This window comes from Rhizobium sp. FKL33, from assembly GCF_005222915.1.
Classification (GTDB): domain Bacteria; phylum Pseudomonadota; class Alphaproteobacteria; order Rhizobiales; family Rhizobiaceae; genus Rhizobium_E.
In genome coordinates, this window is the sequence record NZ_STFX01000054.1 from 140,169 (window position 1) to 158,630 (window position 18,462).

Below are 18,462 nucleotides of genomic sequence, written 5' to 3' on the forward strand. Positions count from 1 at the left end.
AGGGAGAAGCCGTCTCGACGGCGGAGAGCAGCGTGTCTCTCCTCGCTTCCATTTCGGCTGGCATCGATGCGTTGTTCGGCGCCATCTGGGCGTTGCTGCATCCGGTGTTGGCGACGGTGGATCCGCTGTGCGGCCCCGTCGGCGTGTTCAATCTGTTTCTGTCGAAATCGCTGCTCGCCTGCGGCGCGACCGGATGGGGCGACGAGATCGCTTTCGGCTTCTATGTCACGGCGTCGCTGTCGGTCTGCACCCTGCCCTTCGGCCTGTTGCTCGGCTTCTTTCTGGCGCTCGCCAAGCAGTCGCAGGAACCCTATCTGCGCCGCGCCGCCGATATCTACATCACACTGTTTCGCGGCCTGCCCGAGCTGCTGACCCTGTTCATCATCTATTACGGCCTGCAGCAGGCGCTGCAATCGGCGCTGGCCGGCATGGGCTATGAAGGGCCGGTGGAAATCAACGCCTTCGCAGCCGGCATGATGGCGCTCAGCGTGGTGTTCTCCTCCTATTGCGCCGAAGTGCTGCAATCGGCCTTCAAGGCCATTCCACGCGGCCAGTATGAAGGCGGCTATGCCGTCGGCCTGTCGCGCGGCAAGACCATGCGGCTGGTGGTGCTGCCGCAACTCATCCGCATCGCCCTGCCCGGCCTCGGCAATCTCTGGATGACGCTGCTCAAGGACACGGCGCTTGTCTCGATCGTCGGTCTCTCCGACATCATGCGCCAGACGCAGATCGCCGCCCGGGTCAGCAAGCAGGCCTTCTTCTTCTACGGCAATGCCTGCATCCTCTATCTGTTTCTCGCCATTCTCTCCTCGATTGTCTTTTCCTGGATCGAACGGAAGGCCAAGCAGGCGGAGGTCCGGACATGAGCATCGCGCACGACTTGATCCCGCCGCAGCCCGCCCCGCCCGCCCCGCCGCGCGCCTTCACGCTGGAGCGGCTGGCCGGCATCGTGTTCATGGGCGTCTGGCTGGCGGCCATCATCGCCGCCGGCTTTTCGATGGTGGAAGGGTTCAGCGGCGACAAATTCGCCCGCTACGCGCCCAAGCTGCTGTCCGGCCTGATGATCACGCTGGAACTGGTCGCCGTGTCGATCATCCTCGGCGCCATCCTGTCGCTGCCGATCGCGTTTGCCCGCATGAGCAGCAACAGGCTGCTGTCGACGCTGTCCTACGGCTATGTCTATCTGTTCCGCGGCACGCCGCTGATCGCCCAGCTCTTCCTGGTCTATTACGGCTTCGGCAGCTTCAAGAGCTTCTGGGAAGGCCTCGGACTCTGGTGGTTCTTCCGGGAAGCCTATTACTGCGCGATCCTGTCCTTCGCGCTGAACACCGCCGCCTATCAGGCGGAAATCCTGCGCGGCGCGATCGAAAGCGTGGCGCGCGGACAGGTGGAGGCCTGCCATGCCCTCGGCCTCAATCGCTTCCACGCCTATCGCAAGGTGATCCTGCCGCAGGCGATCATCGTGGCGCTCAGGCCCTATGGCAACGAGATCATCCTGATGATCAAGGCATCGGCGATCGTCTCCATCGTCACCGTGCTGGACGTGATGGGCGAAACGCGACGCGCCTTTTCCCGCACCTTCGACTACCAGATCTATATCTGGGCGGCGGTCATCTATCTGGTGATCGTGGAAGCGCTCCGGAACCTCTGGAACTGGCTGGAAGCGCGGCTGACGCGCCATCTCAAGCGATAGGAAGTGTTGGCAGCACTCGGGGAGATATGCTGCCAACCCTCTGATTTTTCACAGAAATGTCATAAACCACGCAATTTCTTAAGCTTTGGTCAACCATGCAGGCGTTCAATGGAACGGCAAGCTCAGGGAACTCAAACATTAAGAGGTTGCCATGCACAAAGAACTCGACATGCGGCTCAAGGGCTACGGCCTCACCACAGCCGAAATCATCTATCGCATGCCCGATCATCCCAGCCTGCTGCAGAGCTATATCTGGCAGCATTACGATCTCGCGCCGGACTTTCCCGAGATGATGAATTTTCTCGCTTTCTGGCGGACAAAGCTCGACGGCGCGCTGCATTCCGTCCGCTATGTCCATAACAAGCTGATCACGCCGACGGAATGGCGGGCGCTGAAGGGCGAGATGATCCTGCATTGATTTTGGAGGCCATCAGCCGTATGAGCCCCTCAAACACGGGCGAAGGACGGCGAGTGATGGCCAAGAAAAAGAAGATCGACGAACAGGCGCTCGCGGACGCCTATAACAAGGCTTTGGCGCTCGAAAAATCGGGCCAGTTCCCTGAAGCGGCCGAAGCCTATAAAAAGGTTCTGGCGCTCGACCCGGACGATCACGGCGGCGCGGCCGTCCGTCTCGCCTCGATGGGGCTTGGAGACACGCCGCCGAAGGCGCCCGACGCCTATGTCGCCACGCTGTTCGACCAGCATGCCGAAGCCTTCGAGAGCATTCTCGTCGACCAGCTCGAATATTGCGTGCCGATGCTGACGCGCCAGCGCATCCAGGCGCTCGGCCTCGGCCCGTTCAAGAAGATGCTCGACCTCGGCTGCGGCACGGGCCTGACCGGCGGCGCGCTGCGCGATATCGTCGAGGACATCACCGGCCTCGACATTTCCGAAAACATGGTCGAGATCGCCCATGAGAAGGATCTCTACGAGACGCTTTATGTCTCGGAGGCCGCCGACTATCTAGAAGACAACGAGGACGGCCCCTTCGATCTCGTGACCGCCACCGACGTGCTGCCCTATCTCGGCTTTCTCGAAGAACTGTTCTTCGGCGTCGCCGACAATATGACCTCAGGCGGCCATTTCATCTTCTCCTCCGAAACGCTGCCCGAGGACACGCTGCAGGGCCGCGACTTCATGGTCGGTCCCCACCAGCGCTTCGCCCATGCCAGCGGCTATGTCGCCCGCGCGCTCGACGGAGCCGGCTTCGACGTGGTGGAGATGGTCGACATCACCGTGCGGCTGGAAGACGGCGCGCCGATCGCGGGGCATCTGGTGACGGCGAAGAAGCGCGCCGACTGATTGTTCTCAAACTGCCTGATCGGGTGCAATCCGCCCTTTCCCAACCTCTTCCAATCCTCTAAACCTCCCGCAGTTCATCTGAAATGCGGGAGTTTTTTCATGGCGAAGGCGGCGTTTATAGGGCTTGGGGTAATGGGCTATCCCATGGCGGGCCATCTCAAGGTCAAGGGCGGCCATGAGGTGACAGTCTATAACCGCACCACGGCAAAAGCGGAGAAATGGGCGGCTCAGTTCAGCGGCGCATTCGCGCCGACCCCGGCGGAGGCTGCCAGGGACGCGGATTTCGTCTTCACCTGCGTCGGCAATGACGACGACCTTCGTTCGGTCACCACGGCCCCCGACGGCTGCCTGTCGTCGATGAAGCCCGGCGCGATCCTGATCGACAACACCACCGCGAGCGCTGAAGTCGCCCGTGAGCTGGAAGCGGCGGCGGAAGCGCGCGGCGCCTTCTTCATCGATGCGCCCGTCTCCGGCGGCCAGGCCGGCGCAGAAAACGGCGTGCTGACGGTGATGTGCGGCGGCAGGCCCGACGTGTTCGAGCGCGCCAAGCCCGTCATCGACGCCTATGCCCGCATGGTCGGCCTGATGGGCCCCGCCGGTTCCGGCCAGCTCGCCAAGATGGTCAACCAGATCTGCATCGCCGGGCTCGTTCAGGGCCTCGCTGAGGGCATCCATTTCGCCAAGAAGGCCGGGCTGGACGTGGAAAACCTGGTGAGCGTCATTTCCAAGGGCGCCGCCGGCTCCTGGCAGATGGAAAACCGCCACAAGACCATGAACGAAGGCAAATTCGATTTCGGCTTCGCCATCGACTGGATGCGCAAGGATCTCGGCATCTGCCTCAACGAAGCCCGTCGCAACGGCGCGAAGCTGCCGGTGACGGCGCTGGTTGACCAGTTCTACGGCGATGTGCAGGCCATGGGCGGCAATCGCTGGGACACCTCGTCGCTGCTCGCCCGTCTGGAGAAATGAGCGGGCTCGCCAAAACATCCGATGCGAACGAGGTCATCGCCGCGCTCAAGGCGATGGCCAATCCCGACACGGCCGCCGGCATGGCCCGGTTCGGCATCGTCACGGAGACGGCGCTGGGCGTCTCCAACACCGATCTCCGGACGCTTGGCCGGAAGATCGGCCGCAATCACGAGCGTGCGCTGGCCCTTTGGGAAAGCAATATCCGCGAAGCGCGGCTGCTGGCCGCCTTCACTGAAGAACCTGTTCGCATGAATGTCGATCAGGCGCGGGCCTGGACGGCGGACTGCAATTCCTGGGAACTGGTCGACGCTGTCAACGAGCCGATCATGCTGGCGGGCCACGGGCCGCTGCTCATTCCGGAATTTGCCGCGGACGATCGCGAATTTACGCGCCGCATGGCCTTTTCGATGATCTGCTGGGGCGCCGTGCACCAGAAGACATTGCCTGATGAAGACGTGATCGGCTGGCTCGCTTTTGTCCAGGCGCATGCCCGCGATCCGCGCAACTTCGTGCGCAAGGCCGTCAACTGGGCGCTCCGGCAAATCGGCAAGCGCAACCGCGGCTGTCACGCGGCGGCGCGGACGCTTGCGGAAGAGCTGGCGGAGAGCGCGGACAAAACGGTGCGCTGGATCGGCAAGGACGCCCTGCGCGAACTCGAGAGCGAGGCGGTCTACAAACGCCTCGCCAGGCGCGACTGATTATTCCTCGTGGTTCTTCGGCTGTTCGAGGATCATGTAGTCGAGCGGAAGTTCCGTCGTATATTTGATCTGCTCCATCGCAAAAGCCGAGGAGACGTCGCGGATCTCGATCTTGGAGATCATGCGCTTGTAGAAAGCGTCATAGGCGGCGATGTCGGGCACCACCACGCGCAGGAGATAGTCGACATCGCCGCTCATGCGATAGAATTCAACCACTTCCGGGAATTCGGCAATCACTTCAGAGAAACGCTTCAGCCATTCGATCGAATGGGAGTTGGTGCGGATCGACACGAAGACGGTGACCTTGGTGTTGACCCTGCCGGGATCGAGGATCGCGACACGTCGCTTGATGACGCCGTCTTCTTCCATTTTCTGGATACGCCGCCAGCAGGGCGTGGTGGACAGGCCGACCTTCTTGGCGAGATCCGCGACGGCCAGCGTCGAGTCCTCTTGTAGAAGCCTCAAGATTTTTCTATCGAGCCGGTCCATTTACGCCCCCAGAGGAATAATTTTTCACATAATTGCATGTTTTCCATAAAATGACAGACGGTCAATCAGATAATCCACCGGGAAACACGCGTGCGCAATTCCGGGAGCAGATCGGTCTCGAACCATGGATTGCGCCTCAGCCAAGCTGTGTTGCGCCAACTCGGATGCGGGAGCGGCAGCACGCCGCTTTCGAGATGACCGCGCCAGTCGCGCACCGTGTCGGTCATGGGCTGTTTGCGGCCGAGATGCCAAGACTGCGCGTAGGCGCCGATGGCGAGCACGAGTTCGACCTGCGGCATCAAGGCGAGCGCGCGAGCCCGCCAGAGCGGCGCGCATTCGCGACGCGGCGGAAGATCGGAACCGTGTTTGTCGTAACCCGGGAAGCAGAACCCCATCGGCAGGATGGCGAAATTGTCTTCGTTGTAGAACTGCTCCCTGCCGACGCCCAGCCAGTGGCGAAGCCGGTCGCCCGAGGCGTCGTTGAACGGCAGGCCGCTGTCATGCACCCTGAGCCCCGGCGCCTGGCCGGCAATGAGGACGCGCGCCCGGCCTGAGAGAACCGCCACCGGGCGCGGCTCATGCGGCAAGCGCCGCCCCTGGCCTCCGGCGGGATCATCCCGGCAAAGACGACAGCGGGCGATGTCCGCCGCCAGCGCATCGATCGCATCCATCACGCCATCGCGGCGGCGGGGCGCGCGCCGATCCGCTCGCGCCAGGCGAGAAGGGCAGCGCAGTCCTCAGGACAGGAAAGTCGGGCCGCTTTCAAAAAGTCGAACGCCACGAGCAATGTGATATCGGCTATGGAGAAATAGTCACCGACAAGCCATGGTCCGCCATCCAGATGGCGATCGAGGAAACGCAGCGCGTCGAGGGCCTTGGGGCGGTTCGCCTCTGCCCATTCCCTGACCTGCGGCTGTTCCGCCACGGCCATGCCCGGGTGTCCATGACGAAAGGCGGCGCCGATATGGGCGAAGACGCCAAGCTCGATCCGCCTGTTCCACATCTCCACCAGCGCCCTTTCCCGCGCATCGCGACCGAAAAGCGGCGGCTCGGGATGGAGCTCCTCGACATAGCGACAGATCGCCACCGATTCCGAAATGCAGGTCCCGTCGTCCAGCTCGAGCACGGGCACCCTGTGCAGCGGATTGAGCCGCGCGAAATCAGGATGTTTATGAGCGCCGGATTTGAGATCCACCTCCACTCGTTCGACCGTCACGCCCTTCTCGGCGAGGAAGGCTTTAACCCGGCGCGGATTGGGCGCCCAATCGGAATCATAGAGTTTCATGCGTCTATCCTGCGCTGGCGTTGAGGCGATCGGCGTCTTTTGTTTAAGGAAGGTCGAAAAGCCGCGCAAGGAAGGAGCCGCCATGCTCCTTCTCATCGGCCATGGCGTGGCGGTGGCCCTTGCGCCAATCGGAGGGCCGTTCGAATTCGCCTGCCCAGATGCCCCTTTGCGCCTGCCGGGCCTCGCTCTCCTCCGGCTGGTAGCCGCCGAACGACACCGCCATGCCGGAGCGGACCATGGCGGCGTTCAGATCCTCGCCGGACGCAGCGCATTCGACCAGCAGCCGACGATATTTGTCGGTGCGATCGCCCGAGCAGACAACACCCTTTCGGGTCATGAGTCGCTTCAGCGCTTCCCGCGCCTCGGCGCCGCAGGGCCAGGCGAGACCATCGCGAAAACAGGTCTGTGCGAGTTCAGGCGCATCGATCGCCCTCAGCCTGAGCTTGCGCCCATCGAGATCGAGGCTGTCGCCATCCACCACCCTGAACGCGCCGCCGAGGCGTTCGGCGTCGTCCCGCTCCAGCTTCATCGCGATGAGGCCGATTAGGGTCAGGAAGCAGACAGTGAGAAGCAAGTCCCTGACGAGTCTCATATTTTCATCCTTTTTGTCGCCATCGCGCGGTAGCCCGGGGGAATGCGACATGGCAAACGAAAGCTTAGCGAGGCAGCATCTTCTTAACGAATAAGAGATATTCTTCATTCCTAAATCGCATATGCCAGTTTTGGGTCATGAGTCAGAAAGCCAGTTTGTCTCCAGACAAAATCATCGTGGATCGCTCCCGCGTCTCCCGTAACAAGGACGTGGCCAGGGCGGTGAAAACCACGCGTGAACGGCTGCAGACCAATTCAGGCGCGGCAGGATCTTTCGACAAGGAGCTTCTCGCCCTCCACCTGTCCTCGATCCAGATCAGCGCCGCCGCGCTGCCACTGTTCGTGATCGTGATCAGCCTTTTCGCCAATTCGCTGTTCACCAATATCAATCTGTTCGACTGGATGTTGGCGAGCCTCGGCGTTCATTCGATCCATCTTCTCGTCACGGCCCGCGCGCGTCGCAGTAAGATCACCACCGAAAACGTTACGCGCTGGCGTCGCGCGCTGATCGCCGCGCAGATTCCGGTGGGTTTCTGCTGGGCTTGGTTCGCGGTTCTCGGCTGCCAGACATGCGGGGTCGATTCGTTCTTCTACTTCAAGAGCGCGGTTCTGATTCTGGCTCTGTCGGCGACGTCGATGGCGCAATCGATGCTGCGGGGCGCGACGCTCAGCACATTCCTGCCCGTGGTCGCGGCGCTGGCCTATATGTCGTTCAGCTCGCGCGCGCCGACCGATGTGGCGCTGACGGCGGTGTTCACCACGTCGCTGATTTTTTTCGTGTTCATCACCAGCCAGCTCTATAGCTCGAACATCCGGGTCATGTCCTTCCAGTCGGAAAAGGACGACCTGATCGCCGAACTCGAAGTGGCGAAATCGATGTCGGACGAGGCGCGTCGTCGCGCCGAAGAGGCCAATCTGGCCAAATCCCGCTTCCTCGCCTCGATGTCGCATGAGCTGCGCACGCCGCTCAACGCCATTCTCGGCTTTTCCGAGGTCATGGCCACCGAAGTGCTCGGGCCGCTGAACAACCCAACCTACAAGGAATATGTCGGCGACATCCACACGTCGGGCCAACATCTGCTCAATCTGATCAACGAGATCCTCGATCTCTCGCGCATCGAGGCCGGACGTTATCAGCTCAACGAAGAAGCCGTGCAGCTGGTCGACATCACCGAAGACTGCATCGGCATGGTGCAACTGCGCGCGAAGTCGAAATCCATCCGGATCGTCGAGCAATACGAGCCGTCGATGCCGTCGATCTGGGCGGATGAGAAGGCGGTGCGGCAGATCGTGCTCAACATCCTTTCCAACGCCGTGAAATTCACCCCGCAGGGCGGGGAGATCGTCGTCAAGGCGGGCTGGACGGCGTCGGGCGGTCAATATGTTTCGATCAAGGACAATGGTCCCGGCATCGCCGAAGAGGAAATACCCGTGGTGCTCTCGGCCTTCGGCCAGGGCTCGATCGCCATCAAGAGCGCCGAACAGGGCACAGGTCTCGGCCTTCCGATCGTGCAGGCGCTGCTGCACAAGCATGACGGCCAGTTCTATCTGAAATCCAAGCTGCGCGAAGGCACCGAATGCATCGCCATCCTGCCCGCCAAGCGCGTTCTGCAGACGGTGCCGGCCGTGGAGGAAACCTCCGCCGTCGATCGCAAGAAGAAGAGCTTCGCCTGATCGGAGGCGAAGAGACCGGGCGTCTTCAGAGAAAGACGACCCAGGCCATATAGAGCCCCACCGCCACCAGCATGCAGAAGACGGCGAAGGATCCGAGATCCTTGGCGTGCTTGCCGGTCTTGGACACTTCCGGCGACACACGGTCGACCAGTTCCTCGACGGCAGTGTTCAGCGCTTCGAAGCCGAACAGGATCAGGAAGAGGATGACCAGGATCAGGAATTCCGAAAGCGTCGCGCCGACGAAGGCGAACAGCGCAAGCGCCGCTGCAAACATGATGATTTCGTGCCGGAAGGCGGATTCGCCCAGCGCACGGCGAAAGCCGGCCAGCGAATAGCTGGCGGCGGCGAAAAGATGCGCCAGACCCGTCTTCTTTTCTTCCGGCGCTTCCATGCGCATGTCTCCCGTCACAACCTCACGATCGCGCGCCTGTTCGGCGCCGTCATCCGCGGAATCACAAACATCCGAGAATGTTCTTTAGCAAGGCGATGCTGTCGCGAAGCCTGCGCCCGCGCAGGATCAGGCCTTGTTGCTGACGCCCGCGCTGTCGAATGTCGCCATGCCGGCATGGCAGGCGGCGGCGGCCTTGACGATGCCTGCGGCGAGCGCCGCGCCCGAGCCCTCGCCCAGCCGCATGCCGAGCGCCAGAAGCGGCGTCTTGCCGAGCTTTTCGATCGCCTTCATATGCGCGGGCTCGGCGGAGACATGGCCGATCAGGCAGTGATCGAGCGCCGAGGGATTGGCGGCTTTCAGGATGGCGGCGGCGGCGGTCACGACATAGCCGTCGAGCAGCACCGGAATGCGCTCCATGCGGGCGGCGAGAATCGCGCCGGCGATGGCCGCGATCTCGCGTCCGCCGAGGCGGCGCAGAATTTCGAGCGGATCGGAGAGATGATCCTTGTGCAGTTCCACGGCCTTTTCGACGGCGGCGATCTTGCGCTTCAGCACCTCGCCTTCGGAACCCGTGCCGGGGCCAACCCAGTCTTCGGCCGTTCCGCCATACAGCGCGAGATTGATGGCGGCGGCGATGGTGGTGTTGCCAATGCCCATTTCGCCGAGGCAGAGCAGATCGGTGCCGCCGGCGATGGCTTCCATGCCGAAAGCCATGGTGGCGGCGCAATCGCGCTCGGAGAGCGCGGCTTCCTCGGTGATGTCGGCGGTCGGATAATCGAGCGCGAGATCGAAGACCTTCAGCCCGAGATCATAAGTGGCGCAGATCTGGTTGATCGCGGCGCCGCCGTTCGAAAAATTCGCCACCATCTGTTTGGTGACCTCAGGCGGATAGGGGGTGATCTTCTGCTTGGTGACGCCGTGATTGCCGGCGAAGATCGCAACGAGCGGGCGATTGACCGACGGCTTGCGACCGGTCCAGGCGGCGAGCCAATAGGCGATCTCCTCGAGGCGTCCGAGCGAGCCGAGCGGCTTGGTCAACTGGCTGTCGCGATCGCGGGCCGCAACGAGCGCCATGCTGTCGGGACCGGGCAGATTGGCGATCAGATTGCGGAAATCGTCGAATGGCAGGCCGCTCACGCTCATAAACCAGGTCTCCTGTTTTTGCTTTTCCGGCGACGGATGCGTCCCTATTATCCGCAGTCACCGCAAGCGGCAACCTTCATGACGCCGCAGCCGGTCGCAAAGGAATGAGTTTGATGACTGAAGCAAATCTGGTCGTGGACACCGCGCGCGCAACGGGCTTTCTGAGCCGGCTGCCGGTGCCCGACCGCTTCTTCGAAGGCCATGACGGATCGCTTACGCAGGCGTCGCGCGCCTTCCCGCTGGCCGGGCTGGTCGTGACTGCGCCGGCGGGCGTCGTTCTTGCGCTGACGCTCGGCGTCGGTCTGGAACCGCTGGCCGCGTCTTTTCTCGCCTATGCCGTCATCGCCATGACCACGGGCGCGCTGCATGAGGACGGACTCAGCGACGCCGCCGATGGGCTGGGCGCGACGCGGGATCGCGAACGCGCGCTGACCATCATGCGCGACAGCCGGATCGGCTCGTTCGGGGCGGCGGCGTTGATACTCTCCTATGGCCTCAGGGCCAGCGCGCTTGCGGCCGTGGCCGCTGCTTTAGGGCCGCTCGCGACCCTCGCGACTTTCCTGGCTGTCGCAGCGCTCAGCAGGGCCGCAATGGTCTGGCACTGGCGCGTTCTTCCGCCGGCGCGGACGGATGGGCTGGCGGTGGCGATGGGCGGCCCGGATGGGGCGAGCGCGCTCTTCTCCACCGTTTCCGCCGCTATCATCGCCACCCTCCTGATCGGAGCGGCGGCCGGGCCGCTCGAGGCTCTAGGAGCGATGGCGGCGGCGGCGGCGGCGGCGGCGGGCTTCAGCCGCTATGTGCGCAATCGTCTCGGCGGGCAGACCGGCGACACGATCGGGGCGACGCAGCAATTGTCTGAGATCGCTGCGCTGCTTGCTCTTGCGCTCCTGACCTGACAAACACCATATCTGACGCGACGCGCATCTGAAGGCTTGCCATGGAATCTCCCTGCATTCTCGTTTGTTCGATCGACGACAAGACCGGCTACTGTTTCGGCTGTGGGCGGACCCGCAACGAGATCGGCGCCTGGACGCTCTATTCGAGCGAGGAACGGCGCGCCATCATGGCGTCGCTTCCCGCTCGGCTGGAAACCATGGAACGCAAACCGCGCCGCGAAACGCGGCGCACGCGCATGGCGCGGGAGAGCAAAGTCTGATGCATCGTCTGTTGATCGCCATCATCATCGGCCTCGTCCTGCTGATCGGAGCCATGGCGCTCGCCCCCGACAGCTTTAACATGGATGGCGACGAGATCGCCGAACTGGTGAAATACGGCATGATCGCCGCGTTGATCGGCTCCGGCGTGCTGGCGAGCCAGCGCAATCTCGGACAGGCGGTGCGCAGCCTGGCGATCTGGTCGCTGATCGCGCTTGCGCTGGTCACCGTCTATCTCTACCGCAACGACGCGCAGGACGTGGCGTCTCGGCTGACGGCCGGCCTCATTCCCGGCCGCGCTTCCACCTATACGGATGCGCAGGGCTTCAACACGGTCGTGCTCTACAAAGCGAGCAACGGCCATTTCCAGGCCAATGTGTCGATCAACGGCAAGAGCGTGCCGATGATGGTCGACACCGGCGCGAGCATGATCGCGCTGACCTATGAGGACGCCGAGCGCGCCGGCGTCGACATGGCCGGGTTGTCGTTCACTTCGCCCGTGATGACCGCCAACGGTCAGGCGATGATGGCCCCGGTGACCATTCCCTCGCTCAGCATCGGCGGAATCGAACGCACCAATATCCGCGCAGGCGTGGCCGAACGGGGCCGCATGGACGAGAGCCTGCTCGGCATGAGCTTCTTGCAGACGCTCAGCTCCTTCTCCTTCGAAGGCGACGAGTTGAAGCTCCGCGATTGATCAGGCGAGGCTGACGAAGAAACGGAGCGACACGGCGGTCAGAAACAGGCCGAAGCCGATTTCGAGCTGCCGTTTGTCGAGCGCATGGGCGAGCTTCACCCCATAGGGCGCGACCAGAAGCGTCATCGGCATGACCAGCGCCACGGTGATCCAGTTGACGAATCCCGTCGAGAATGGCGGCAGGAACGGTTCGCCCCAGCCTGCCCAGACATAGCCGATCAGGCCGGGAATGGAGATGAGCACGCCGACGCCCGAGGCGGTGGCGACCGACTGGTGCACGGAGCGCCCGAACAGCGTCATCCAGAGGTTCGACAACACGCCGCCGCCGACGCCCATCAGGCCGGAGAACAGGCCGATGCCGAAGCCCGCCCCGGCATTCAGCGCGCCCTTCGGAAGGTCGTCGCCCAGCCGCCAGCTCTGGCGATTGAGAAACATGCGGATGGCGATGAGCATGGACAGGACCGCGAAGATGCCGCGGAGTTCGGCGCCCGAGACATAGGCCGCGATCAACGCCGCTGCGACCGTGCCGGCCGGGACGGACAGGGCCCAGCCCTTGAGGATCTCCATGTCGACCGCGCCGCGGGCCTTGTGGGCGCGAAACGACCGGATCGAGGTTGGGACGATGATGGCCAGAGAAGTGCCGACCGCGACATGGGTTCTGACCGCATCCGCGACGCCGAGCAGACCATACACCTGATAGAAGACCGGCACCAGTATAGCCCCGCCGCCGACGCCGAACAGGCCGGCCAGCAAACCGGACACGACGCCCGCGGCGACGAGCGCAAGGGCGAAGACGATGAGTTCGGACAATTCGGGCATGGCGAGCCTCCTGCGATCAGGAGACCTGCGCTAAGCTTCAAACGTCAGCGCGACAAGCCGCAAGCAGGGCCAAACCGTCCTGCGGCTCGCTTTTCGGTTACTTCCACTGTCCGTCGACATCGCATCCGCGCGGCGGAATGGGCAGGTTGCCGAAGCGCTTCTTGAGCATGTCGCAGCCGTATTTGTTGATGGGGCCGGGCATCAAGGCGTTGAGGCTCGAGCCGAAATCGTCGAAGGGGCTGTCAGCATGGGCGACATAGGCATACCACTTGCCCCCGAGAAGCAGGAGAGCGGCGGCAAGGAGCGTGGGCTTGGCGATTTTGTAAAGTCTTGAAACTGATGTCTGGGTCATGGCGGCGAACTCTATCTGTCGCCAACATAACGCGCCGCCATTAAGGACTGTTCATGGCGACATATAAAATCTTAACGATTGTGGCGAAGGTTTACAGGCTGCAGTGCCGATAGCCCTTTTTGCGGGCGCGCAGATCGAAGTGGAAGTGATCGCCGTGATAGGGATCGCCGGGTCCGAGCACGGTGGTGAAGTAGCGGCAGGAATCCTCGCGAACGGTCTTCAGCAGCCCCTTTTCGCGGAACTGGAAGAAGCCCTTCTTGCGCACGTCGATTTCCTTACCGTTGTTCAGCACAAATTTGCCGATGTCGATGGCGTTGCCGCGCGCATGTTCGGACCAGGGATTGTTGGAGCGGGAATTCATCTTGCGGCAGGAATAGGACGACATCTGATGGATCGTCTTGATGCCTGAGAAATAGCGATAGCGGGCGGCCGGCACGAGCTCGTTGCGCACCCATTTGGCGAAGGCGCGGGTCACGTTGCAGTTCAGCTTGGCGGCCGGCTTCAACTGCACGCCATTGGAAAAGCCGCTGACGAGGATCGGGTGAGCGATGCCGCAACTGGGGCCGTTGGAAATCGGCGGAATGTCCTCGAAGCGGACGCCGAGCTTCTGAAGATCCTGCCGGCAGGCCTTGTCCGCCTTGGTCAAGCCGCCATAGGATTCCGGGACCTGCATCGGATCCGAAAAACGCGGCACGAAGGCCACCTGCTGCTCAGGCTCCTCCCGACGGCGGCTGGGAAGCGTGATCTGGTTCGCCTCCCGCGCCTGGTCGAACGGCACCGTCTGGGGAGCCGATGGCGCCGACATGTCGACGAGCTCATCCGTGCCGAGACCGGCGACGACCGGTTGGGACGTCGTGCCCTCGGCGATGTCTCGCGCCTGTTCTTCCGCAAGTCCGACGGGGGCGACGCCGAGGCTGTCGTCGATATTGACGCCCTGTTCGGGAATGGTCATCGCCTGCGCGTTGGAAGGCATGGGCTGGCTCGCCTCGGGGGCGGCGTCGACAAGCGGCTGGTCCGTCGATGAGGACAGATCCTGGCCCGGATCTCCCACGCCGGCCAGGTTGGGCTGATCGAGATAGGGATCGACGTTTTCGGTCGTCTGCGCTGGATTGGCTGGCGCGGCATAGGTGGCCTGGCGGGTCTGCCGGGTCACCTTAACGCTGGAGACGGTTTCCGAGCCGATATCGGCGGGCGGCGTCAGATCACCCGAACAGGATGTCAGCGCGACGGCGACGCCGACCGTCAGAAGACGCCGGCTCCAAGTGATGCAGAACGCAATACGCATAGTCTCATCCGTCGGCCAAATTCCGATGCGATTGCTCAGTTTAAGGCCGAAAGGGTTAGCAGAGCGTAAAGCCGGCTATCTTCCCACAGGACAATCAGAAGGCGGCGCGGCGATGGGCCCGCCACAGGCGCCACATTCTGAGCCATTGCGGCGAAACCGGAGGCTCGGACAAGCAGGCAGGGCCGAGCTTTTCGGCCTTGTCAAACACAGACTGCGCCAGTGCGACCGGCAGATAGGCGTCGGCTGCGGGCTGGGCCAGCTTGCCTTTCGCCGCCGCGCGGGCGGAGGCGAGATGATCGCGGCCGTAGCCGATGAAGGCCTTGATAGCGTGGGCGACGGCGGGGCTCTCGCCTTCGAGGAAAGCCGGAGCGGTCAGGCCGGTGGCGGAAAGGATGTCCGCGGGCAGATAGACCTGACTGCGACGCCGATGCAGCGGCGTCAGCAGGAGAACGCCGGCGACGAGTTGGGCGATGCCCGCATGGCCGGCGGCGTCGGCCAGTTGCGGCGCGGCGTCGGGGGCCAGGATCAGGGTGGTCATCTGGATCAGCGCCGACGATGTCTCGCCGGCATAGCCTTCGAACATGCTCCGGCTTTCCATGGGGTCGTCATAGAGATCGAAGATGCGCGCTTCCGTCATGGCCGCGAGCGCTGCCCGCGGCAGCTTGTGTTCTTCGATGGCGTGTATGAGGCCGGCGGCGAGCGGATTGGCCATGGCGTCGCCCGCGCCCTGCCCTTCTACGAGATCGCGCCACCATTGCAGACGGATCTCACCCGGCAAGGGGTCGCGCACCACGTCGCGCACCCGCGCCAGTTCGGCGTTGAAGGCGTAGAGGGCCGCGACCGCGCCGCGCTTTTCCTCGGGCATCAGCAGGCAGGCGAGATAGCGATCGAGATCGGTCGAGCGCAGCGTGGTCAGGCACGCCTCATAGGCTTCGTCGCGGCCCGTGGCCATGGCTCACTCCACGGCGATCAGGGCGGCGGCTGCCGCGCGGTTTTCGGCGAGCAGGATGTTGAAGGTGCGCACCGCCGCCCCGGTCGACATGGGGTCGGCGGAAATCTGCGCCTCCTTGAGCGCCTCCCGAAGGGGACGCTTGAGCGGCATCAGGTTCTTGCCGGTGCCGACGAGCAGCACCTCGATCTCGGCCGCCTCGGACAACACGCGCGCAAGGCTCGCCTCGTCGATATCGGCTCCGTCCGCGACATCCCAGCCATAGATGCCCGAAGGCAGGCAGAGGATCGAGCCGCGATGGCTCATATCCGCGAAACGGAAGCCGCCATTGCCGTAAGCGTCGATCGGCGCCCGTCCCGGGAAATGCTGCTCGCGGATGATGATGCCTCTGGCCACGCTTTACACCGCCTGCGCTTCGCCGGCCTTTTCATCCTTCTCGTCCTTCTTGTCGAACGCATCCGACCGAAGCTTGAAGAGGATAAGGATCGGCGCGGCGATGTAGATCGAGGAGAAGGTGCCGACGAGAACGCCGAACAGCATGGAGATGGTGAAGCCGCGGATGACCTCGCCGCCGAACAGCACCAGCGCCGCAATCGCGATCATCGTCGTGACCGAGGTCAGGATGGTGCGCGACAGCGTCGAGTTGATCGAGGTGTCGATCAGGAGCTCGAGCGGCATCTTTTTGTAGCGTCTGAGATTTTCACGCATTCGGTCATAGACCACGACGGTGTCGTTCAGCGAGTAACCGACGATGGTCAGGATCGCCGCGATACTGGTGATGTCGAATTCCAGCCCGGTGAAGACGAAGAGGCCGATGGTCAGCAACAGGTCGTGCAGGGTCGCGACGATGGCGCCGAGCGCGAACTGCCATTCGAAGCGGAACCAGATATAGACCATGATCGCGAGCAGCGAGAGGCCGACGCCGATCGCGCCCGTCATCGCCAGTTCGCCCGACACGGACGGACCGACCACTTCGACGCGACGGAAATCGTAATCGTCGCTCAGCTCGCCGCGGATCTTGTTGACGGCGGACTGCTCGGCGTTTTCGCCGGCGTCCTGGCTCTGGACGCGCACCAGCACCGAGCTCGGATCCCCGAAGCCCTGCACCTGCACGCCGCCGAGATTGAGTTCGCCGAGACGGTTGCGGATATCGCCGAGATTTGCGTCGCCCTGCTTGGCCTTCAGCTCGATCATCGAGCCGCCGGTGAAATCGATGCCCAGTTCCAGCCCCTTGGTCGCAAAACCTGCGACCGAGGCGATAGCCAAGACCAGAGATGCGCCGAAGGTCCATTTGCGCACGCTCATGAAACGGATCTGCGCAAAATCGAAGAAGCCGGTGCGCACACCCTTGGGCAGCGCCTTCGGACGGGTGCGGCGCAGCCAGATGGAGATCATCAGGCGCGACACGGTGTAAGCGGTAAACACGGTGGTGATGATGCCGATCGACAGCGTGACGGCGAAGCCGCGCACCGGGCCGGACCCCATGTAGAACAGGATGATGGCGGCGATCAACGTCGTCAGGTTGGCGTCGATGATGGTGCCGAACGCCTTGTTGAAGCCGGTCTCCATGGCCTGGGTGATAGGCCTGCCGGCCTTCACCTCTTCGCGGAAGCGTTCATAGAACAGCACGTTGGAGTCGACAGCCTGACCGATGGTCAGGACGATGCCGGCGATGCCGGGCAAGGTCAGCGTCGCGCCCAGCATCGACAGGATGGCGATGATCATCACGACGTTGATGACCATGGCGGCGGACGCGATCGCGCCCAGCGTGCCATAGAAGAACTGCATGAAGGCGATGACGGCGATGAGGCCGATCACGCCGGCGATGAAGCCTGCGCGGATCGAGTCGGCGCCGAGGCCCGGGCCGACGGTGCGTTCTTCGACCACGGTCAGGGTCGCAGGCAGCGCGCCCGCGCGCAGCAGGACCGCGAGGTCGGAAGCGCTCTGGGCGGTGAAATTGCCGGAAATCTGTCCGGCGCCACCGAGGATCGGTTCGTTGATGACGGGCGCGGTGATCACCTGATTGTCGAGCACGATCGCGAAGGGCTCGCCGACATGCTCCTGCGTGATGCGGCCGAACTTCTGCGCGCCGGCGGAATCGAAGCGGAACGACACGATGGCGGCATTGTTCTGCTGATTGAAGCCCGGCTGCGCGTCGACAAGGTTTTCACCCGTCAGGATGGCGCGCTTCTGGAGAAGATACGGCGCCGGCGGATCGTCGTTGGAATAGACGATTTCCGAGCTGGCCGGCGGACGACCATTCATGGCTTCCTGCACCGGCATCGAATTGTCGACGAGGTGGAAGGTCAGCTTGGCGGTCTTGTTGAGGATGGACTTGAGGCGCTGCGGATCATCGAGACCCGGCACCTGCACCACGATGCGATCGGCGCCCTGACGCTGGATCAGCGGTTCGGTCGTGCCGAGTTCGTCGACGCGCCGACGCACGACTTCGATCGACTGCGACACGGCCGACTGGACGCGATAGTTCAGGCCTTCGTCGGTCAGTTCGACGGTGAAGGTCCCATCCGCCGTGTTGCTGACGCGCGCTTCCTGGATCGAGGAGCCGCCGAAACCGCCGACGCTCACCGGCAGGGTGAGATCCTTCAGCGCCTCCTTGGCGGCGTCGATCTGGCTGGCGTCGCGCAGCTTGAAGGTCACCTGCTGGCCGCGGGCGGCGAGACCGGTATAGCCGATCGAGGCCTTGCGGAGATTGCCGCGAACATCGTCGAGCACTGTGTCCATGCGCTCTTTGAGGATGTCGTTGCGGTCCAACTGCAACATGATATGCGAGCCGCCCTGGAGGTCGAGGCCCAGCGTCATCGTCGTCTTCGGGAACCAGGACGGCATGCCGGCAAGCACATCCTTGGGGATGAAGTTCGGAGCGGCGATCAGGATACTGACCAGCGTCACGAGCCAGATGGCGATGGCTTTCCAGCGCGAAAAATACAGCATGAGCGTCTCGATATGGTTC

At 63.2% G+C, this 18,462-nt stretch carries 22 protein-coding genes; 10 read left to right on the top strand and 12 right to left on the bottom strand.

Annotated features, from left to right (window positions below; translation table 11 throughout):
* Positions 1 to 62: 62 nt before the first annotated feature.
* From E8Q41_RS24000 to E8Q41_RS24025, 6 genes are all read left to right on the top strand, one after another.
* Positions 63 to 866 (top strand): ABC transporter permease, encoded by an 804-nt coding sequence (locus E8Q41_RS24000; protein ID WP_137158260.1) that lies wholly within the window; start codon positions 63 to 65, stop codon positions 864 to 866.
* The gene (locus tag E8Q41_RS24005; RefSeq protein ID WP_137158092.1) at positions 863 to 1,693 is read left to right on the top strand and encodes an ABC transporter permease; all 831 of its coding nucleotides are present in this window, start codon (positions 863 to 865) and stop codon (positions 1,691 to 1,693) included. Before E8Q41_RS24000 ends, E8Q41_RS24005 begins: the two co-directional genes overlap by 4 nt.
* Before the next feature lie 151 nt (positions 1,694 to 1,844).
* A complete protein-coding gene (locus E8Q41_RS24010; protein WP_137158093.1) occupies positions 1,845 to 2,111 on the top strand; it encodes an usg protein in 267 nt (88 codons plus the stop codon).
* 56 nt (positions 2,112 to 2,167) lie between these two features.
* Positions 2,168 to 2,995 carry a methyltransferase domain-containing protein gene (locus tag E8Q41_RS24015; protein WP_137158094.1) on the top strand — a complete coding sequence of 276 codons (828 nt, stop codon included), beginning with the start codon at positions 2,168 to 2,170 and terminating at the stop codon, positions 2,993 to 2,995.
* 78 nt (positions 2,996 to 3,073) lie between these two features.
* Complete coding sequence (locus E8Q41_RS24020; protein WP_281405318.1) at positions 3,074 to 3,964, top strand: NAD(P)-dependent oxidoreductase; 891 nt, start codon at positions 3,074 to 3,076, stop codon at positions 3,962 to 3,964.
* Complete coding sequence (locus E8Q41_RS24025) at positions 3,961 to 4,662, top strand: DNA alkylation repair protein (protein ID WP_137158096.1); 702 nt, start codon at positions 3,961 to 3,963, stop codon at positions 4,660 to 4,662. Before E8Q41_RS24020 ends, E8Q41_RS24025 begins: the two co-directional genes overlap by 4 nt.
* On the opposite strand, the gene E8Q41_RS24030 is transcribed toward E8Q41_RS24025, so the two are convergent.
* From E8Q41_RS24030 to E8Q41_RS24045, 4 genes are all read right to left on the bottom strand, one after another.
* Positions 4,663 to 5,151, bottom strand: a complete 489-nt coding sequence (locus tag E8Q41_RS24030; RefSeq protein WP_137158097.1) for an Lrp/AsnC family transcriptional regulator — start codon at positions 5,149 to 5,151, stop codon at positions 4,663 to 4,665.
* 65 nt (positions 5,152 to 5,216) lie between these two features.
* A complete protein-coding gene (locus E8Q41_RS24035; RefSeq protein WP_137158098.1) occupies positions 5,217 to 5,822 on the bottom strand; it encodes a uracil-DNA glycosylase family protein in 606 nt (201 codons plus the stop codon).
* Positions 5,822 to 6,436 carry a glutathione S-transferase family protein gene (locus tag E8Q41_RS24040; protein ID WP_137158099.1) on the bottom strand — a complete coding sequence of 205 codons (615 nt, stop codon included), beginning with the start codon at positions 6,434 to 6,436 and terminating at the stop codon, positions 5,822 to 5,824. The genes E8Q41_RS24035 and E8Q41_RS24040 overlap by 1 nt, the downstream gene beginning before the upstream one ends.
* 43 nt (positions 6,437 to 6,479) lie before the next feature.
* Entirely contained in the window at positions 6,480 to 7,028 is a 549-nt protein-coding gene (locus tag E8Q41_RS24045; protein ID WP_170976598.1) for a thermonuclease family protein, read from the bottom strand.
* 137 nt (positions 7,029 to 7,165) lie between these two features.
* On the opposite strand from E8Q41_RS24045, the gene E8Q41_RS24050 reads away from it, so the two are divergent.
* A complete protein-coding gene (locus tag E8Q41_RS24050) occupies positions 7,166 to 8,701 on the top strand; it encodes a HAMP domain-containing sensor histidine kinase (protein ID WP_137158101.1) in 1,536 nt (511 codons plus the stop codon).
* A gap of 25 nt (positions 8,702 to 8,726) precedes the next feature.
* On the opposite strand, the gene E8Q41_RS24055 is transcribed toward E8Q41_RS24050, so the two are convergent.
* Together E8Q41_RS24055 and cobT are read right to left on the bottom strand one after the other, a co-directional pair.
* Positions 8,727 to 9,092, bottom strand: a complete 366-nt coding sequence (locus tag E8Q41_RS24055; protein ID WP_137158102.1) for a diacylglycerol kinase — start codon at positions 9,090 to 9,092, stop codon at positions 8,727 to 8,729.
* Positions 9,093 to 9,218: 126 nt separating this feature from the next.
* Positions 9,219 to 10,235: a nicotinate-nucleotide--dimethylbenzimidazole phosphoribosyltransferase gene (cobT, locus tag E8Q41_RS24060; protein ID WP_137158103.1), complete on the bottom strand. Its 1,017-nt coding sequence runs from the start codon at positions 10,233 to 10,235 to the stop codon at positions 9,219 to 9,221.
* 113 nt (positions 10,236 to 10,348) lie between these two features.
* On the opposite strand from cobT, the gene E8Q41_RS24065 reads away from it, so the two are divergent.
* The 3 genes from E8Q41_RS24065 to E8Q41_RS24075 are packed head-to-tail and all read left to right on the top strand — an operon-like array spanning position 10,349 to position 12,086.
* Positions 10,349 to 11,131, top strand: a complete 783-nt coding sequence (locus E8Q41_RS24065; RefSeq protein WP_137158104.1) for an adenosylcobinamide-GDP ribazoletransferase — start codon at positions 10,349 to 10,351, stop codon at positions 11,129 to 11,131.
* Positions 11,132 to 11,172: 41 nt separating this feature from the next.
* Positions 11,173 to 11,391, top strand: coding sequence for a DUF1289 domain-containing protein (locus E8Q41_RS24070; RefSeq protein ID WP_137158105.1), 219 nt, complete (start codon positions 11,173 to 11,175; stop codon positions 11,389 to 11,391).
* Positions 11,391 to 12,086, top strand: a complete 696-nt coding sequence (locus E8Q41_RS24075) for a TIGR02281 family clan AA aspartic protease (RefSeq protein ID WP_137158106.1) — start codon at positions 11,391 to 11,393, stop codon at positions 12,084 to 12,086. The genes E8Q41_RS24070 and E8Q41_RS24075 overlap by 1 nt, the downstream gene beginning before the upstream one ends.
* Here E8Q41_RS24075 and E8Q41_RS24080 read toward each other — a convergent pair whose 3' ends face one another.
* The 6 genes from E8Q41_RS24080 to secDF all read right to left on the bottom strand — a co-directional run bounded on the left by E8Q41_RS24080 (position 12,087) and on the right by secDF (position 18,443).
* Positions 12,087 to 12,905, bottom strand: coding sequence for a sulfite exporter TauE/SafE family protein (locus E8Q41_RS24080; RefSeq protein ID WP_137158107.1), 819 nt, complete (start codon positions 12,903 to 12,905; stop codon positions 12,087 to 12,089).
* Positions 12,906 to 13,002: 97 nt separating this feature from the next.
* Positions 13,003 to 13,257, bottom strand: a complete 255-nt coding sequence (locus E8Q41_RS24085; protein WP_137158108.1) for a hypothetical protein — start codon at positions 13,255 to 13,257, stop codon at positions 13,003 to 13,005.
* Positions 13,258 to 13,348: 91 nt separating this feature from the next.
* The gene (locus E8Q41_RS24090) at positions 13,349 to 14,542 is read right to left on the bottom strand and encodes an extensin family protein (protein ID WP_170976599.1); all 1,194 of its coding nucleotides are present in this window, start codon (positions 14,540 to 14,542) and stop codon (positions 13,349 to 13,351) included.
* Positions 14,543 to 14,636: 94 nt separating this feature from the next.
* Complete coding sequence (locus E8Q41_RS24095) at positions 14,637 to 15,494, bottom strand: phytoene/squalene synthase family protein (RefSeq protein WP_137158109.1); 858 nt, start codon at positions 15,492 to 15,494, stop codon at positions 14,637 to 14,639.
* Between the two features lie 3 nt (positions 15,495 to 15,497).
* Complete coding sequence (locus tag E8Q41_RS24100; RefSeq protein ID WP_137158110.1) at positions 15,498 to 15,887, bottom strand: Mth938-like domain-containing protein; 390 nt, start codon at positions 15,885 to 15,887, stop codon at positions 15,498 to 15,500.
* 3 nt (positions 15,888 to 15,890) lie between these two features.
* Positions 15,891 to 18,443, bottom strand: a complete 2,553-nt coding sequence (secDF, locus tag E8Q41_RS24105; protein ID WP_137158111.1) for a protein translocase subunit SecDF — start codon at positions 18,441 to 18,443, stop codon at positions 15,891 to 15,893.
* Positions 18,444 to 18,462: the final 19 nt, after the last annotated feature.

Bases quoted from the DNA above. Each gene is read 5' to 3' on its own strand.
- E8Q41_RS24005 (WP_137158092.1), top strand. From the start codon at position 863: ATGAGCATCGCGCACGACTTGATCCCGCCGCAGCCCGCCCCGCCCGCC.
- E8Q41_RS24010 (WP_137158093.1), top strand. From the start codon at position 1,845: ATGCACAAAGAACTCGACATGCGGCTCAAGGGCTACGGCCTCACCACA.
- E8Q41_RS24015 (WP_137158094.1), top strand. From the start codon at position 2,168: ATGGCCAAGAAAAAGAAGATCGACGAACAGGCGCTCGCGGACGCCTAT.
- E8Q41_RS24025 (WP_137158096.1), top strand. From the start codon at position 3,961: ATGAGCGGGCTCGCCAAAACATCCGATGCGAACGAGGTCATCGCCGCG.
- E8Q41_RS24030 (WP_137158097.1), bottom strand. From the start codon at position 5,151: ATGGACCGGCTCGATAGAAAAATCTTGAGGCTTCTACAAGAGGACTCG.
- E8Q41_RS24035 (WP_137158098.1), bottom strand. From the start codon at position 5,822: ATGGATGCGATCGATGCGCTGGCGGCGGACATCGCCCGCTGTCGTCTT.
- E8Q41_RS24040 (WP_137158099.1), bottom strand. From the start codon at position 6,436: ATGAAACTCTATGATTCCGATTGGGCGCCCAATCCGCGCCGGGTTAAA.
- E8Q41_RS24045 (WP_170976598.1), bottom strand. From the start codon at position 7,028: ATGAGACTCGTCAGGGACTTGCTTCTCACTGTCTGCTTCCTGACCCTA.
- E8Q41_RS24050 (WP_137158101.1), top strand. From the start codon at position 7,166: ATGAGTCAGAAAGCCAGTTTGTCTCCAGACAAAATCATCGTGGATCGC.
- E8Q41_RS24055 (WP_137158102.1), bottom strand. From the start codon at position 9,092: ATGGAAGCGCCGGAAGAAAAGAAGACGGGTCTGGCGCATCTTTTCGCC.
- cobT (WP_137158103.1), bottom strand. From the start codon at position 10,235: ATGAGCGTGAGCGGCCTGCCATTCGACGATTTCCGCAATCTGATCGCC.
- E8Q41_RS24065 (WP_137158104.1), top strand. From the start codon at position 10,349: ATGACTGAAGCAAATCTGGTCGTGGACACCGCGCGCGCAACGGGCTTT.
- E8Q41_RS24070 (WP_137158105.1), top strand. From the start codon at position 11,173: ATGGAATCTCCCTGCATTCTCGTTTGTTCGATCGACGACAAGACCGGC.
- E8Q41_RS24075 (WP_137158106.1), top strand. From the start codon at position 11,391: ATGCATCGTCTGTTGATCGCCATCATCATCGGCCTCGTCCTGCTGATC.
- E8Q41_RS24080 (WP_137158107.1), bottom strand. From the start codon at position 12,905: ATGCCCGAATTGTCCGAACTCATCGTCTTCGCCCTTGCGCTCGTCGCC.
- E8Q41_RS24085 (WP_137158108.1), bottom strand. From the start codon at position 13,257: ATGACCCAGACATCAGTTTCAAGACTTTACAAAATCGCCAAGCCCACG.
- E8Q41_RS24090 (WP_170976599.1), bottom strand. From the start codon at position 14,542: ATGCGTATTGCGTTCTGCATCACTTGGAGCCGGCGTCTTCTGACGGTC.
- E8Q41_RS24095 (WP_137158109.1), bottom strand. From the start codon at position 15,494: ATGGCCACGGGCCGCGACGAAGCCTATGAGGCGTGCCTGACCACGCTG.
- secDF (WP_137158111.1), bottom strand. From the start codon at position 18,443: ATGCTGTATTTTTCGCGCTGGAAAGCCATCGCCATCTGGCTCGTGACG.